Here is a 15,545-nt window from a genome sequence, read left to right on the forward strand (position 1 = left end):
TTATTTCTTCTTCACACGAGGCAGCCGGATGGATGGTTCACCGGCCGGTGTGAGTCCCCGTCCTCGAGAAGCCGGGCAGTGTGAAAAACAGCCGCCGCGGGCAACAGTTAGGTAGGCGGTCGGTGGTCTCGCTAGAGGCTGCAGGTCGGACGCGCGCCTCGAACGCGTGGCGACCTGCCGGGACGTGGGCGGACTCGCCCATCCCGGTGATCGGTGCGGGGTGACCTGGGCCAGGCAGTGCAGTAGCGTCAGAAGTAATCCAGCCGTGAAGACCATGAACGACTCGATTTAGGAGACGACGACATGTCATACCCGACCGGGGGCTCCGGGTACAACACACCCTCGCCCTCAGCACCATCCAGCCAGAGCCCGGCCGCGGGTGGTGGTGCCAGTTCAGGTTCGAGCGCTACCGGTTCCGCTGCCAAAGGTCTGCCGTTCTTCCTGGTGGTCGGTGTCGCGGCGCTCGGCGTGATCAACTTCCTGCTCGGCTTCCTGCCGTTCGTGGGCAGCAAGCCGATCGATCTCGGCGGTCGGCGGGTCAGCGAGCCGGAGACGGCCAACCTGTTCGAGGTGGCGTCCGGCTCGTCGCTGCTCGGATTTCTGCTGCTCGGCGGCCTGCTCGCCGGGCTTTCGCTGCTGCCGAAGCAGAACTGGACCGGTGCCGCGGCCGCGGCCTCGACCGCGGGCTTCGTCGCGCTGCTGTTCCAGTCGTTCAACTTCGGTGAAGGCACCGAGTTGGAGGTGGGTGCGTACATCCTGCTCGTCCTCGCGTTCGTGCAGACCGCGGTCGCGATCACCGCAACGCTGTTCGAGGCGGGCATCCTGAAGGCGCCCGCGCCGCGGCCCGCTACCGCGCCGAGCGGTTTCGGTCAGGCCGGTTACGGACAACAGCCGCCGTCGTTCGGGCAGGCGCAGCAGTCCTACGGACAGGGACAGCCGAGTCAGCCCGGCTACGGACCGAGCGGGGCGTACGGGCAGTCCGGCTATGGCAGTCAGGCCGCGCCGCCGCAGTTCCCCTCGCAGCAGCCTTCGCCCTACGGCCAGAGCCAGCCGAGCTACGGCCAGGGCCAGCAGGGCCAGGCCTACGGCCAGCCGCAGTCGCCCTACGGGCAGAGCCAGCCGACGGCTTATGGCGCGTCCCAGCAGCCGGGTTCGCCCTACGGCGGGCAGCCACGCCCGGACGAGAGCGCGACCCAGCACTTCGGCGGGCAGCCGTCCGGCCAGCAGTCGCCCTACGGTTCGCAGGGCTTCGGGCAGCAGCCGAGCCAGCCGTTCGGCGGCGAGCAGGGTGGCGATCCGTCCTCCGACGCCACCCAGGCATTCCGTCCCTCGGACGACAACAACAAGTAAGACCCGGGCCGCTTCCCTGGCGCGGCCGCGCGGCAGCTTCTTCCCGGCGCGCCTGACCCGCTCGCGCCGGGGAAGCTGCCACGCTGAAAAGTCATGAGCTCCTCCAGAACCTCCTCGACGCGCCGAACCGGCGCGTCGCGCGCGTCGCAGCCGCACACCGACGTGGAGGAGGCCGGGTTCCTGTCGCTGACTCCGGAGCGGTCCAGGGTTCTCGTCTCGGTCGCGGCCCGCCCCGCGGCATTCGGGCTCACCGCCTTCGCCGTTCTCGTGCTCGGCACGCTGCTGACCTCGGGCAGTGATCTCGCGGGCGCCTCCGGTGCGGTCGCCGCCAGCTGGCTGGGCGCGCACCAGGTTCCGCTGGTGATCGGCAAGACCTCGCTCGGCCTGCTTCCGCTGCTGCCGACCGCGTTTCTGGTCTGGTTGGCCGGGCGCGAATGCGCACGCGCCGTGGAACCGGACTGCACCAGGGCCGATCTCGGGTGGATCGTCGGCGCCGCGATAGGCGGTCCGCTGCTGGTCACCTCGGTCTGCCTCGCCGTCGCCGAAGACGCCTCCGGCGTCATCGCGCTGCAACCGCCGAACACCCTCGCGGCGTTCGCGTGGGTCGCGGCGCTGTATCTGCTCGCCGCCGTCATCGGCATCGCGATTCGTATCCGGCGACTGCTGTTCGTACTGTTGCGCGTGCCCGACTGGGCCGTCTCCGGGCTGTACGGCGCGGGCCGGTCCGTCTTGCGTCTCTTGGGCTGTGCCACCGCGGTGGTGGTCGTATCGTTCCTCGCACATGTCTCGCGGGTCGATGACACCTATCAGTCGGCGGGTAACGCCGTGGGCGTGATCGGACTGACCCTGCTCTCGCTGCTCTACCTGCCGAACCTGGTGGTCCACACGGTCGGTGTGCTGGTCGGTTCCAGCGCGCAGATCGGTGCCGCCTCGTTCGGCGTGTTCTCGGTGGTCGGCGGCCCGATTCCAGCCTTTCCGTTGCTCGCCGCGGTACCGACGGGGCCCGCGGCATGGTGGTGGCTGGTGCTGTTGCTCGTTCCGGCGGCGGTCGGCGTGCTCGGTGGGCTGGATTGCGCGCGCACCTCGACCGACCGGATCACCGCACCGTGGGCGACGCTCAGCTCGGCCGCGCTGGCTGCGCTCGCCCTGGCGCTGGCGGGCGCGGTCGCTGGCGGCGAGCTCGGCACGTTCGGCCGGGTAGGGCTGGACCTGCCGATTTTCGCGGCGATCACCTTCGCCTGGCTCGCGATTCCCGGCTACGCGGGCCTGGTGTTCGCGCGCTGGTTCCTCGTGCCGGTCGGCGTCCCGCCGGCCGACTACACCGATCCGTACGACGACTACGACTATGACGACGAAGCCGACTACGCCGACGAAGACGACTACTACGCCGACTCCGACCACGACGGCTACCTGGACGACGACTACTACGACTACCGCGACGATCGCGCCCTCGACTACGACCGACCTGAGCTGGAAGGCGCGCTCGACGCCGAGCTCGTCGACGAACCGCCCGCGATCGAAACCGGGGCGGCGCACCGTGGCGACACTACCGCTGACATCGTCGACGCCGAGGTCGTCGAGACGGACCTGCCGGACAGTGACCGGGTGGACGGTCGTTAGGCTCTAACCCGGCGGTGCCGCACCCGTACGCCATACCGATCGATCGCAGGAGTATTACGCTGACGTCCTCGCACGCCCCGTGGAAGCCCGCAGCGGCGCCGGCCACCGTCGTCGTGCTGGCGTCGGGCACCGGCTCGCTACTGCGCGCGCTGTTGGACGCCGCGTCCGCCCCCGGCTATCCGGCGAAGATCGTCGCCGTCGGCGTGGACCGCACCTGCGCCGCGACCCGCCACGCGGACGCCGCGGGCGCGCCGCATTTCCGGGTGGCGCTGAAGGACTTTCCCGACCGCGCCGCGTGGGATGTCGCGTTCACCGATGCTGTCGCGGCCTACGACCCGGATCTCGTGGTGTCGGCGGGTTTCATGAAGCTGCTCGGCCCCGCGTTCCTGGACCGGTTCGGCGGCCGGATCATCAATACCCACCCCGCGCTGCTGCCCGCGTTTCCCGGGGCGCACGGAGTGCGTGACGCGCTCGCCTACGGAGCGCGGGTCACCGGCTGCACGGTGCATCTGGTGGACGAGGGCGTGGACACCGGCCCGATCCTCGCGCAGGAGGCGGTGGCGGTGCTACCCGACGACGACGAGGCCACCCTGCACGAGCGCATCAAGGTTGTCGAGCGACGGTTGCTGGCGGATGTTGTCGCCGCTGTCGCCACGAGAGGCATTGTCTCCGACGGACGAAAGGCAGTTATCCCAGATGAGCGAGTTCTCCGGTGAGTGAACGCAAGCCGATCAGCAGGGCGCTGGTGAGCGTCTACGACAAGACGGGGCTCGTCGAGCTCGCGACCGGTCTGCACGCCGCGGGCATCGAGCTGATCTCGACCGGATCCACCGCGGGCAAGATCGCCGACGCGGGCATCCCGGTGACCAAGGTCGAGGACCTGACCGGGTTCCCGGAGACGCTCGACGGCCGGGTCAAGACGCTGCACCCGCGGGTGCACGCGGGCATCCTGGCCGACTCGCGCAAGCAGGAGCACGTCGACCAGTTGGTCGAGCTCGGCGTGGAGGCGTTCCAGTTGGTCGTGGTGAACCTCTACCCGTTCACCCGGACCGTGGCGAGCGGGGCGAGTCCCGACGAGTGCGTGGAGCAGATCGATATCGGCGGGCCGTCCATGGTGCGGGCCGCGGCGAAGAACCATCCGTCGGTGGCGGTGGTCGTCGACAGCGGCGACTACGACGACGTGCTGGCCGTGGTGAAGTCCGGCGGCTTCACGCTGGCCGAGCGGACCGCCTTGGCGGCCAAGGCTTTTCAGCACACGGCGAGTTACGACGTCGCGGTCGCGAGCTGGCTGACCAATGTGCTGGCCGTCGACGGCGAAGCCGACGCGGCGACCCGGTTCCCCGAATGGCTCGGCGGCACCTGGGAGCGCTCGGCGGTGCTGCGCTACGGCGAGAACCCGCACCAAGCCGCCGCGCTGTACACCAGCGGTGATGGCAGCCTGGGGCTGGCGCAGGCGCGGCAGGTGCACGGCAAGGAGATGTCGTACAACAACTACGTCGACGCCGACGCCGCCTGGCGGGCTGCCTTCGACCACGATGACCCGGCCGTCGCGATCATCAAGCACGCGAACCCGTGCGGCATCGCGCTCGGCACCGACATCGCCGAGGCGCACCGCAAGGCGCACGCGTGCGATCCGGTCAGCGCGTTCGGCGGGGTGATCGCTGCGAACCGTGCGGTCACCGTGGAGATGGCCGAGCAGGTCGCGGAGATCTTCACCGAGGTGATCGTCGCGCCGTCCTACGCCGACGGCGCCGTGGAAGTGTTGCAGCGCAAGAAGAACGTGCGCATCCTCGTCGCCGAGCCGCCGCGGCGCGCGGGTGCCGAACTGCGTCCGATCAGCGGCGGCGTGCTGCTGCAGGAGCGCGACGTGCTCGATGCCGCGGGTGACGACCCGGCCAACTGGACCCTGGCCGCGGGTGAGCCCGCCGACGCGCAGACCCTGGCCGACCTCGCGTTCGCCTGGCGCGCCTGCCGTGCCGTGAAGTCCAACGCGATCCTGCTCGCGCACGACGGCGCGTCGGTCGGCGTCGGCATGGGCCAGGTCAACCGGGTTGACGCGGTCGGCCTCGCGGTGCAACGGGCCGGTGACCGGGCCAAGGGCTCGGTGGCCGCCTCCGACGCCTACTTCCCGTTCCCGGACGCTCCGCAGACCTTGATCCAGGCCGGTGTCCGCGCCATCGTCCAGCCCGGCGGCTCGGTGCGCGACCAGGAAACCATCGACCTCGCCCGCGAGGCGGGTGTCACCCTGTACCTCACCGGGGCGCGCCACTTCGCCCACTGAGGCGGGCAGCAGCGGAAAACGCCGCGTCGGGACCGTCGGTCCGGCGCGGCGTTCGCTTGCTTCCTCAGACCGCGCTGAGCACCGTGCGGTTTCCCAACGGCGCTTTCAGTGGCACCTCCAGCGTGCCGAAGACCGCGATCATCGTGCACATTCGGCCCACCGCCTCGGTGCGGGTGCCCGAGCGCAGTTCGACCGTCACCGTCGAATCGGATTCGGCGACCGCAGCATCCACGCCGTAACACTCGGGCGTCCCGGTTTGGAAGTTCACGGCGATTTTGTTGTCCGCCAAACGGGTCCATGATTGGAACGGGATCGGATGTGCACCGACGATGGTCGGGTCGGCGGTGAACACGTTGCCCTGGTTCCCACCGGGGTCCTCGGTGGGCGTGCTCGGCGCCGCGGTCCTGGTGGTGCTCGTGTTCGGTTGTGTTCCAGTGTCCTTCGAGTCGCCGCAGCCCGTTGCCGCGAGGCAGGCGAGCGCTACGGCGACGGCTGCGGCGGCGCGTCCGGTCGGTATCCGATCCATAGCGCAACCCTAGTCCTGACGCTCGTTCGCAAGCGGTCGCCTCGGCAGCCAACGACAAAGACCCCCGAGGCTGCTCGGGGGTCTCGCGCGTATCGACGTCCGCCTACCGGCTGGTGAACGGCAGCAGCGCCATCTCACGCGCGTTCTTCACCGCGACAGCGACCTGGCGCTGCTGCTGCGGGGTCAGCCCGGTGACCCGGCGGCTGCGAATCTTGCCGCGATCGGAGATGAACGTGCGCAGCAGGTTCACGTCTTTGTAGTCGACCGTCTCGATGCCCGCGGCGATGAGCGGGTTCTTCTTCGGACGGCGGGCCTGCTCGGCGCGTACCTTCTTCGACGGTGCTCGCTTGACTGCCATATGACGGGTTCCTTCTCACGAGATCTGTGGTTGTCTACCAGCTCGATTTGTGCACACCGGGTAATTCGCCCCGGTGGGCCATCTCGCGCACTCGCACACGGGAGAGTCCGAACTTCCGGAGATGACCGCGCGGTCGTCCGTCGGCGGCGTCCCGATTGCGCAATCGTACCGGACTGGCGTCTCGTGGCTGCCGCCGCAGTTCGGCCTGGGCGGCCGCCCGATCGGCGTCCGAAGTGCTCGGCTTCCGGATGATTTCCTTCAACTCGACGCGGCGCTCGGCGTAGCGCGCCACGATCGCCCTGCGCTGCTGGTCGCGCGCGATCTTCGACTTCTTGGCCATCTCAGCGCTCCTCGCGGAAGTCGACGTGCTTGCGCACGACCGGATCGTATTTGCGCAGCACCAAGCGGTCCGGGTCGTTGCGCCGGTTCTTGCGGGTCACGTAGGTGTACCCGGTGCCTGCGGTGGACTTCAGTTTGACGATCGGGCGGATGTCGGTCGATTTCGACGCCATTGGTCGCTCCTTCTAGATCTTGTCGCCGCGGGCCCGGATCCGGGCTACCACGGCCTCGATACCGTCCCGGTCGATGGTCTTGATGCCTTTGGCGGACACGGTCAGCGTGACGCGCCGGCCTTCGCTGGGCAGGTAGTAGGTCTTGCGCTGGACATTGGGGTTCCAGCGACGGCTGGTCCGCTTGTGCGAGTGCGACACGGACTTGCCGAATCCGGGCTTGCGTCCGGTGACCTGGCAGTGGGCCGACATATGCGCTCCCTCCAGTAGATGACAATCGTTTTCGACAACGGCTGCTCGACAATGTAGCGTTGTCCAACGGCAAATGAAAATCATTACCGAAAGGGGTTCCCGGTGGCTGCGCAAGATTCCACCCTGTTCCCAGCCGAGTCCGATCGGAGGACGCCCGTGGTGGTGCTCGCCGGTTCCGCCGGACTCGCCACGGCGGGCGTGGATCGCGCGGCCGCGGTGCTGGGGATGGCTCCCGGTACCGTCGTGGTCCGCCACGACCTGGCTCAACTGCACGAAGGCATCGTGCACCGCACGGTGCGCACGCCGACGCAGGAGACTTCGGCCGTGCTCGAGCTCGCGCACGGTTGCGTATCCTGCACGCTGCGGATGGACCTGCTTCCGCTGCTGTGCACACTCGCCCGGCGCGACTCCATCGATCGCATCGTCCTCGCACTCGACCCCGCTTTCGAGGCCGAGGCGGTGTGCCAGGCCATCGAGCACGCCGTGGTCAGCGGCGTGCACGGTCGCGTCGACGGCCCCGCCGGGCGTGACGTGCGGGTGCACGCGGTGCTCACCTGCTTGGATGCCGGCGCCTGGCTCGCCGACGCGACCGGGGACGAGACGCTCGCCGAGCGCGGTCTCGCCCGCGCCGACGATGACCGCACCGTGGCGCAGGTCGCGGTCGGCCAGGTGGACTTCGCCGATGCCGTCATCGCTCTCGGTGCCGTCGACGCGCACGGGACGCTGCTCAGCGATGCACGGGCCGACCGGGGCAAACTCGCCGCCGTACTGGCCAGGCTGGCACCCGGTGCGCCCGTCGACTGGGTGGACGATCCAGGTGAACTCACTCCCGCCCGAGTCGAGACGCTGCTCGTTCGGATCACCGCAGGCTCGCGGCGCGGCCGGGTCTTCGACGCGCACGCGCCGCTGCTGCGCGGCACACCGCCGTTGACCAGCGATTACGGCGTCGTGCTGATGGAATTCGCCGCGGGGCGGCCGTTCCATCCGGCCCGTCTGCACGAGGCGCTCGACGTGCTGTTCGACGGTGTGGTGACCGCACGCGGGCGCCTGTGGCTGGCCACCCAGCCCGACGAGGTGGTGTGGCTGGAATCGGCGGGTGGAGGCCTGCGGGTGGGCGGTGCGGGACGCTGGCTGGCCGGGATGTCGGGCGACCAGCTTGCCGAGGTGGACCCGGAGCGCCGCGCCATGGCCGCCCTGCGCTGGGACGAGCGCTTCGGAGACCGGGACATCTCGCTGGCGATCCTGGTGCACGACGCCGATCCCGCGGAGATCCGCGAGGCGCTGCACTGGGCGCTGGTGGAGGACGAGGAACTGCGGCTGGTCGAGCGCGCACCCGAGCGAGTGGCCCAGTGGGAGGACCCGTTCGGGGAGTGGCACGCCGATCCGTGCGTGGACGGTGAAACTGCGGCCCAATCGGTCGAAGAGGCGAAAAGCCCGAGAGGAGAGGCGAAATGAGGAAGGGAATCCATCCCGACTACCACCCGGTGGTCTTCGAGGACGTGAGCACCGGAAAGCGGTTTCTCACGCGTTCCACGGCCACCAGCGCGCGCAGCGTCGAGTGGACCGACGGCAACACATATCCGCTGCTGACAGTGGACGTGACCGCCGACTCGCACCCGTTCTGGACCGGCGCGCATCGCGTAATGGATACCCAGGGCCGGGTGGAGAAGTTCGAGCGCAAGTACGGTAGGCGCGTCCGAGGGGAGGCCTGACATGGCGGTACCGAAGCGGAAGATGTCGCGGTCGAACACCCGCAGCCGCAGGGCGAACTGGAAGGCCGCGCCTGTCGAATTGGTGCCGGTGACCGTCGGGGGCGTCGTGCATCAGGTGCCGCGCAGGCTGGTAGCGGCCGTGCGGCGCGGCTGGATCTGATTTGCAGCGCCTGCGGCGCGGCGTGTTCGCGGCCCCCTTGTGGCTCGCGTCCGAGCGACCGCCGCTGGCGACTGCGTCGCGGACGCGGCGGCCGCTCGGACGCGAGCCGGGCCGCGAACGGGCAATGCTCGATCTCGCTGCGCTCGAAAACGGGAGTGGGGCCTAGTGGTCACGCAGTGCGGAAACCACAGCACCTATGTTCGCAGACACCCGTGTGGGCTAGTGGCCGCCGCTTTCGATTCGTCGCGGTCGCGGCGGCCGCTCGGACGCGAGCCGGGCCGCGAACAGGCAATGCTCGGTCTCGCTGCGCTCGAAAACGGGAGTCGGGCCTAGTGGTCACGCAGTGCGGAAACCACAGCACCTATGCTCGCCGATACGCGTGTGGGCTGTGGCCGCCGCTGGCGACTGCGTCGTGGTCGCGGCGGCCGCTCGGACGCGGGCCGGGCCGCGAACGGGAATGCTCGGTCTCGCTTCGCTCGAAACCTGTTGCGGGGCGGAGGGGCGCATCAGGTTGGGAACGCGGTTTCGGTGAGCGCCGCCGTTGATGAAGGGTGGTCGGCGCGCCGATTCGCGAGGGACTCGGACGCCATGTCGAGAAGCACGGTGATGGTCGTGCGAACTCCGGTGGCGAGCTTCGGTGTAGGCGCCGCGTACCAGCTCTCGATGGCTTGATATTTGCTGTTGGGGGAGATGGGCACGCTGTTGCTGGTCGATCGTCCGGAAAACCGGTGGTGACCTGAACTGGTAGGGCACCCACCCCGTATGTAGCTAATATTTAGCTATTACTATGATGTGCATCACGTCGCACTATTGCGTCCACTATGGTTGCAGCTGATTAGCCACTCTCTCAAATACGTACTGAGGGTTGGTTTTTGGCAGCGAAAAAGTCTGCGGAAAATGATGCGGGCAAGGCCGGACGGCGGTACCCTCGTGCTCGAGGGCGGGTTCTCCTGGTTCCCAGGAGAACCCGCTCATCGCCACTCTGCAGGGCCCCACGTCGACCCTGGCTCTCCCGATTCCGTTCTCCCACCGCCGATTTGCGCGCTTCGCGCGGTTGCTGTGGTGTGTGGCTCAGTTTTTCGAGGTCAACTCCGCAGGCCCGTCGGTGCCGCCGGTCTCCCGCCGCTCGCCGCCGTCGTGTCCCCGCCACCCGGGCAAATCCGCCAACAGCGCCTCCAACCGCGCCAGCCGATCACCGACCAGCGCGGCGGGCACCTCGAACAGCGAGAGCGGCCAAGGCCAGTGCGGCCCGTCCAGCCGCTGCACCTGCTCGGTGAGTTCGGCAGTCGTCGCCTCTAGTTCGCTGATTTCGGTGCGCAATTCGCCTATTTGCGTTCGCAACTCGGCGGATTGGTGTTCCAACTCGCCGATCCGCGCCAGCGCGGCGGCCAGCCCGTCCACCAACGTGCGATGTTCGCCGTCCGCGTCGGTGCCCAGCTGAGGCCAACCGGACAGGCCGGGCCCGCGCAGCTGAGTCTGGATGTCGCGCAGCACTGCCTCTTGTTCCGGCGTCACGTCCGGATCCTCCCGTTCAACGAAATCCACCGGCCGAAATCGGCTCCGCGCGGCCCCAGACCGAAACGCGTGGCTCCCACTGTAAGTCGCCGGGGCTGGTGTTTCCGGGTCATCGCGGATTCCGGCCCGACCGCTCAGCTCGAACCCGTGGCGGACCTGCCGCGGAAACCGACTTGCGGCAGCATGGTTCGCCGTGCCGTGCCGCTCCGGATCAGCGGGCGGGCTCCACCTTCGGTCGACGCGGCTTCGGCGGGGTCGCGAACTCCCGGCGGTCGGGGGCGATCAGCACGGCGGAGATCGGGACCGTCAGCGCCAGCAAGCCGATGACGAACATCGGGAACACGAAGTCGAACAACTCCACACCCTCGGGTATCTTCGCCGACCGGTTCACGTCGAAATGCAGTGCGGCGAGCGCCGTGTAGTAGGTCGCGGCCACACCGACGCCGAACAGCAGCACTGTCGCGGCGCGAGCCAGCGGGAAGCGCGCCGCCTGGAACGACCAGAGCGTCGCGGTCGCCGTGATCACGCCGATCACGGTGGAGACGGCGGCCAGCCAGATCGTCACCTCGACCGAACCCTGGATCGCGATCGAGCCGATGCCCAGGTAGTGCGTGAGAGCGATGCCGAGGCCGAGGACCAGCCCGCCGGGCAGCAGCAGTGCCAGGCGCGGTTTGCGTCCGATGATCAGCAGCGCGGCCACGACCGTCACGATCGAAACCACCAGAGCCGCGACCAAGCGGCCCGAGTCGTAGCGAAGCGTGCTACCCGGCACCCGCAAGCCGAGCATGGCCACCGAGGTGGCCAGCCACGCCCCGACGCCACCGAGCGAGATCGCCGCGGAAACCACCCACACCAGCCGGAACTGGACCGAACGAGCGCCGTGCACGATGCACGCGAGGCCGACCACGGCGCCGAGCACGGAAATGCCCACGGAGAGCACGACGAGCCAGTAGCCGAGCGCGAACTGATCGACGGACGTCTGCGCGCCGCCACCCGCGGCCAGCAGCGCGACTTCACGCATGCCGTGCGGTTCCTTCCAGCTCGTTCGCCTTCAGCTGGGCGATCGCGTACTCGGTGACCGCGGCCAGCGCCTGGCGCACCTCGATCGCATTGCGTGCGTCGATGTCCACGATCGGCACGCCCTCGCGGACCGAAAGCGCCTCGCGCAGCTCGGCGATCGGGAAGCGCGGCGCGTCGGGGAAGCGGTTCACCGCGATCAGGAACGGCAGCTTGCGCGCTTCGAAGAAGTCGACCGCGGCGAAGCTGTCCTCCAACCGCCTGGTGTCGATCAGCACCACGGCGCCGATCGCGCCGCGGATCAGGTCGTCCCACATGAACCAGAACCGCCGCTGGCCCGGCGTGCCGAACAGATAGAGCACCAGGTTGCCCGGCAGGATGATCCGGCCGAAATCCATGGCGACCGTGGTGGTCTCCTTCTCCGGCGTGTCGGCGAGATCGTCGATGCCGTCGGAGAAACGGGTCACCATCGCCTCGGTGCGCAGCGGAACGATCTCCGACACCGCACCGACGAACGTGGTCTTCCCAGCGCCGAAGCCGCCCGCGACGACGATCTTCGTCGAGGCGACCCGGTTCTCGAAGCCATCCGGCCCAGGGGCATTCCCCGGTCCGATATTCCCACTTGGCCCGGGATTTCCACTGGGCCCCAGATTCCTATAGGGCGCGGAGTCCACGCAATGTCCTCTCCATCAGGGAACGGCGCTCGTCATAGCTCGCCTCTTCGGTCAGGGTCGAATGCACGCGCATGGTGCCGTCGACGACGAGGTCGCCGATCACCACCCGGACCATGCCGAGTGGCCGGTCCAGATGCGCCGCGATCTCCGCGACCGACAGCCGGTGCGTGCCGAGTCGCAGTATCTCGATGCGGATGTCGCCGGTCGGCCAGTCGAGATGTGCAGTGTACGACAAGGTTTCGATGACCGCCTCGAGCGGCAGGTCGATCGCCGGTTCGGTACGCCCGGAGGTCAGGGCGTACGGCCGGACGCGGGTGGTTGGTCGTGGTCCGGGGCCGTATGGGTTGGACATCTCACACTCAAACGGCGGTACGGGCTGTCGCGGTGACCACCGAGCCCACCCGGTCGACCAGCAGCGCCATCTCGTAGCCGATGCGACCGATGTCGTGCGACTTGTTCGCCAGCACGGCCAGGTGCGAGCCGTTGCCCACGCTCATCACCAGCAGGTAGCCGCGCTGCATCTCGACAACGGACTGCATCACCTTGCCGCCGTCGAACAAGGAGGCCGCGCCCATCGAGAGGCTGGCGAGTCCGGCGGTGACGGCGGAGAGCTGCTCGGCGCGGTCGCTGGGCAGATGGGGGCTGGTGGCCTGCAACAGGCCGTCCGCCGACACCAGGACCGCGTGGGACACGCCGGGCACATCCCGGGTGAAGCGGGCGACCAGCCAGTTCAGGTTCTCGTCCGTGGTGCTGTTGCTGGGGTTGGTCATGCAAGCCCTCCGTCGTTGTACTGCGCATTGGCCCGCCCGCTGCGGACCCCACTGAGATGCCTGGTCAAGTTGTTGCGAATTTCATCCGGATCACGACTTCCGGCGTCCTCCGCCGGCGCCAGGCCGCCGGGCACCAGCTGGGCGCCCGGCCTGCGAATCGGCAGTCCGCCGACGGTGCGCGCGGAACTCGTCGGATGGCTGGCATCCTCGGCGGCCAGCCATCCCGCGTCACCAGGCGAAGACCACGTGCTGTCCGACGATTGCGAGGTCGAGGGCTCGACCAGCCATTCCGAGACCATGCGTTGATAGATCGGGGTGGGCGACGCGCCTGCGACCGGCTGCAGCCGGGATGAGGTTACCGTCGCGGGCTCGGGGGCCACCTCCTGCGGTGGGTCGGCGGGCGGGGTGGGCGGTTTGCGGATCGGAAGACCGGACCGTGCGGTGGTCTGGGGTGCGACGGTCTCCCTCGCCACGACCGGGTTCGGGCCCGTGATCGGCTCGTCGTCCTGGATCTCGGTCCACAGATCGGTGCGCGCCTGCGTCTGTTCCCCGTCGCCGGGCTGCTCGCTCCCGGCGGGCGTCGGCGGACCGAACGGACCGGTCTGGGTGCGGTCGGTCTCCGTGCGGGGGGTGAGCACCGGCCACGGCTGGGTGGGCGGCTGATCCGCCGGGTTGACCGCGCGGCCGACCGGCGCGGAGACCGCGGGCTGGTCGGGGGACTCGGCGACCCGGATGGCCGGACGGCGCTGGGGCAGGCCCGAACTCGTCACGCCGAAGCGTGCGGTGTCGCGCTGCGGCAGGCTCGGCACCGGAACGAGATTGCGGGGTTGTGCTCCGGTGTGCGGCGCGGCGAGCGTGGGTAGCTGATGCTCGGCGGTGATATCGAGCGGCTTGCCCGCCGGGTCGGTGGCGTCCATCGGCGGCGCGACCAGAGCGCCGGGCAGGTGCACGCTGGCGGTGATGCCGGGCTGCTGCGCCATGGTCGAGGTGCGGCGCAGGCTGACCGTGATGGTGTGGCGCTTGGCCAGCCTGCCGACGACGAACAGGCCCATCCGGCGCGCCGTCTCGACCGTGACCTCACCACCGGAGGCGAGCCGGTCGTTGGTCGTCTGCAGGTCTTCCAGGGACATGCCGAGGCCGCGGTCGGTGATCTCGATCAGGTACCCGCCGTCCACCGCGCGCGAAACCATCACCGTGACCGGTGTGGTCGGCGGCGAGTAGCGCAGCGCGTTGTCGATCAGCTCGGCGAGCAGGTGCTCGATGTCGACCGCGGGCTCGCCCGCGACGATGCCGTCGGGCACCGCGCCGATCTCGACACGCTGGTAGTCCTCGACCTGGGAGACCGCGCTCCAGAGCATGTCCGACAGGGGCACCGGGTGGAGCTGGCCGCGGCGCAGCGCGGTGCCTGCGAGCACGAGCAGGTTGTCGCCGTTGCGGCGCATGCGGGTGGCCAGGTGGTCGAGGCGGAACAGGCTCTGCAGCCGGTCGGTGTCGTCCTCGTCGTGTTCGAGATCCTCGATCAGCGCCAGCTGCTGCTCGACCAGCGATTGGCTGCGGCGGGAGAGGGTTTCGAACATGTTGCCGATCTGCAGGCGCAGGCGGGCCTGGTCGGCGGCGAGGTTCAGCGCCTGCTCGTGGATCTCGTCGACGGCGCGGGCCAGCTGGCCGATCTCGTCGGTGGTGTGCACGGCGACCGGGGTGATCTCCGGCGTGGTGCCGCCCGCGCGCACCACGGCGAGCTCGTCGGGCAGCTTGAAGTGCGCGACCTCGAGCGCGTCGCGCCGCAGACGGCGGACCGGGACGACCAGGGTGCGCGCCACCGACAGGGCCAGCGCCAGACCCGCGAGCAGCATGCCGATGACGATCGTCGTCTCGCGGAGTGCGCCGATCTGCGCCTCGGTGGTGCGGTCGTCCAGTGCGCTGTCGATCGTGTCGATCAGCTGCGCGGTGGTCTTCTCGTAGGTGTCCGAACTGATCTGCAGCGAGTCGATCACCGCGGGGTTGGTCGCCGGGTCGGCGACGTTCTGGCTGAACGTGCCGAGGCGGGTCTGCACGGCGTCCAGCAGCGGGCGCATATTGCCCGCGTAGTCCGGCAGGATCTGCGCGTACTGGTAGATCATGGTGATCTCGGCGCCCGCGGCGACCAGCACGCGCGGCCGCACGCTCGGGTTGCGGCCCGCGTCCGGCGAGCCGATCAGCATGCGCTGCTGGGTGAGTACCCGCCGTGCCGTCTGCACCGACGCCAGCTGCAGGAAGTACCGCTGGATCACCAGGTCGTCCACCGAGGGTGACAGCGCGAGCGCATTGCCGATGCGCACCATGATCTCGTCGGACTGCTCGCCGACCATCGCGGGCGAGCCGTTGCGCAAGCTGTTGCGCATCGTGGTGCCGGTCGCGATGGCCGAGGCGAGTTCGGAGGTGACCCGGCTGCTGGCCTTGGTGGTCTGCAGCGCGGCTTCCAGCTCGACCAGCGCCTGGTCGAACTTCGTCAGCGCCGCGTCGGTCCACGGGTCGGCGGTGTTGCCCCAGGTGGCGGTCGCGGTGACGCCGAGTTGCTCGGTGGCGGTACCGAACTTGACGATCGGCCGGATGATGATGGCTTGTTCGCTGGCCGCGTCCAACTGCGTCATGGTACGCAGTTCGTTGTTGATTCGGAGCACGGCGAAGACGGTGGCCAGCAGCACCGGAAGCACGAGCACCACGCCAACCTTGCGGGTGACCGACCAGTTCGACAGGCTGAATTGCCAGGACCGCGGTGCAGCTTCCATCCGCTTCCGTCGCCTCCGCTTCACCAGTGACCT

General features: G+C 69.1%; 18 protein-coding genes. 7 read left to right on the forward strand and 11 right to left on the reverse strand.

Features of this window, described 5'->3' with window-relative positions; translation table 11 throughout:
• Positions 1-303: 303 nt before the first annotated feature.
• The 4 genes from OHA40_RS19935 (at position 304) to purH (ending at position 5,251) form a co-directional block, all read left to right on the forward strand.
• Positions 304-1,350, forward strand: a complete 1,047-nt coding sequence (locus tag OHA40_RS19935; RefSeq protein ID WP_330228419.1) for a DUF5336 domain-containing protein — start codon at positions 304-306, stop codon at positions 1,348-1,350.
• Between the two features lie 93 nt (positions 1,351-1,443).
• Positions 1,444-2,970, forward strand: a complete 1,527-nt coding sequence (locus OHA40_RS19940; protein ID WP_330228420.1) for a cell division protein PerM — start codon at positions 1,444-1,446, stop codon at positions 2,968-2,970.
• Positions 2,971-3,023: 53 nt separating this feature from the next.
• On the forward strand, positions 3,024-3,686 hold the full coding sequence (purN, locus tag OHA40_RS19945) for a phosphoribosylglycinamide formyltransferase (RefSeq protein ID WP_442944064.1): 663 nt from the start codon (positions 3,024-3,026) through the stop codon (positions 3,684-3,686).
• The gene (purH, locus tag OHA40_RS19950) at positions 3,683-5,251 is read left to right on the forward strand and encodes a bifunctional phosphoribosylaminoimidazolecarboxamide formyltransferase/IMP cyclohydrolase (protein ID WP_330228421.1); all 1,569 of its coding nucleotides are present in this window, start codon (positions 3,683-3,685) and stop codon (positions 5,249-5,251) included. The genes purN and purH overlap by 4 nt, the downstream gene beginning before the upstream one ends.
• Positions 5,252-5,315: 64 nt before the next feature.
• On the opposite strand, the gene OHA40_RS19955 is transcribed toward purH, so the two are convergent.
• The 5 genes from OHA40_RS19955 to rpmB form a co-directional block, all read right to left on the reverse strand.
• Positions 5,316-5,777: a hypothetical protein gene (locus tag OHA40_RS19955; RefSeq protein WP_330228422.1), complete on the reverse strand. Its 462-nt coding sequence runs from the start codon at positions 5,775-5,777 to the stop codon at positions 5,316-5,318.
• A gap of 103 nt (positions 5,778-5,880) precedes the next feature.
• The gene (rpsR, locus tag OHA40_RS19960) at positions 5,881-6,135 is read right to left on the reverse strand and encodes a 30S ribosomal protein S18 (RefSeq protein ID WP_011211513.1); all 255 of its coding nucleotides are present in this window, start codon (positions 6,133-6,135) and stop codon (positions 5,881-5,883) included.
• A gap of 34 nt (positions 6,136-6,169) precedes the next feature.
• Positions 6,170-6,475: a 30S ribosomal protein S14 gene (gene rpsN / locus OHA40_RS19965; protein ID WP_330228423.1), complete on the reverse strand. Its 306-nt coding sequence runs from the start codon at positions 6,473-6,475 to the stop codon at positions 6,170-6,172.
• Position 6,476: 1 nt separating this feature from the next.
• Positions 6,477-6,647: a 50S ribosomal protein L33 gene (gene rpmG / locus OHA40_RS19970; RefSeq protein ID WP_019049259.1), complete on the reverse strand. Its 171-nt coding sequence runs from the start codon at positions 6,645-6,647 to the stop codon at positions 6,477-6,479.
• A 12-nt stretch (positions 6,648-6,659) separates the two neighbouring features.
• A complete protein-coding gene (gene rpmB / locus OHA40_RS19975; protein WP_043697994.1) occupies positions 6,660-6,896 on the reverse strand; it encodes a 50S ribosomal protein L28 in 237 nt (78 codons plus the stop codon).
• A gap of 102 nt (positions 6,897-6,998) precedes the next feature.
• Between rpmB and mrf the strand changes: the two genes are divergently transcribed.
• The 3 genes from mrf to rpmF are packed head-to-tail and all read left to right on the forward strand — an operon-like array spanning position 6,999 to position 8,768.
• Entirely contained in the window at positions 6,999-8,351 is a 1,353-nt protein-coding gene (gene mrf, locus OHA40_RS19980) for a ribosome hibernation factor-recruiting GTPase MRF (protein ID WP_330228424.1), read from the forward strand.
• Complete coding sequence (locus OHA40_RS19985) at positions 8,348-8,608, forward strand: type B 50S ribosomal protein L31 (RefSeq protein ID WP_330228425.1); 261 nt, start codon at positions 8,348-8,350, stop codon at positions 8,606-8,608. The genes mrf and OHA40_RS19985 overlap by 4 nt, the downstream gene beginning before the upstream one ends.
• A 1-nt stretch (position 8,609) precedes the next feature.
• Positions 8,610-8,768: a 50S ribosomal protein L32 gene (gene rpmF, locus OHA40_RS19990; RefSeq protein WP_330228426.1), complete on the forward strand. Its 159-nt coding sequence runs from the start codon at positions 8,610-8,612 to the stop codon at positions 8,766-8,768.
• Positions 8,769-9,839: 1,071 nt separating this feature from the next.
• Here rpmF and OHA40_RS19995 read toward each other — a convergent pair.
• From OHA40_RS19995 to OHA40_RS20020, 6 genes are all read right to left on the reverse strand, one after another.
• Positions 9,840-10,313, reverse strand: a complete 474-nt coding sequence (locus tag OHA40_RS19995) for a hypothetical protein (protein ID WP_330228427.1) — start codon at positions 10,311-10,313, stop codon at positions 9,840-9,842.
• Between the two features lie 181 nt (positions 10,314-10,494).
• Entirely contained in the window at positions 10,495-11,304 is an 810-nt protein-coding gene (locus OHA40_RS20000; RefSeq protein WP_330228428.1) for an MHYT domain-containing protein, read from the reverse strand.
• The gene (locus OHA40_RS20005) at positions 11,297-11,914 is read right to left on the reverse strand and encodes a GTP-binding protein (protein WP_330234282.1); all 618 of its coding nucleotides are present in this window, start codon (positions 11,912-11,914) and stop codon (positions 11,297-11,299) included. Before OHA40_RS20005 ends, OHA40_RS20000 begins: the two co-directional genes overlap by 8 nt.
• Positions 11,915-11,954: 40 nt before the next feature.
• Positions 11,955-12,326, reverse strand: a complete 372-nt coding sequence (locus tag OHA40_RS20010) for a DUF742 domain-containing protein (protein WP_330228429.1) — start codon at positions 12,324-12,326, stop codon at positions 11,955-11,957.
• A 7-nt stretch (positions 12,327-12,333) separates the two neighbouring features.
• A complete protein-coding gene (locus OHA40_RS20015) occupies positions 12,334-12,744 on the reverse strand; it encodes a roadblock/LC7 domain-containing protein (RefSeq protein ID WP_330228430.1) in 411 nt (136 codons plus the stop codon).
• On the reverse strand, positions 12,741-15,512 hold the full coding sequence (locus OHA40_RS20020; protein WP_330228431.1) for a sensor histidine kinase: 2,772 nt from the start codon (positions 15,510-15,512) through the stop codon (positions 12,741-12,743). Before OHA40_RS20020 ends, OHA40_RS20015 begins: the two co-directional genes overlap by 4 nt.
• Positions 15,513-15,545 lie beyond the last annotated feature (33 nt).

Source organism: Nocardia sp. NBC_00508, assembly GCF_036346875.1.
Lineage (GTDB): Bacteria > Actinomycetota > Actinomycetes > Mycobacteriales > Mycobacteriaceae > Nocardia.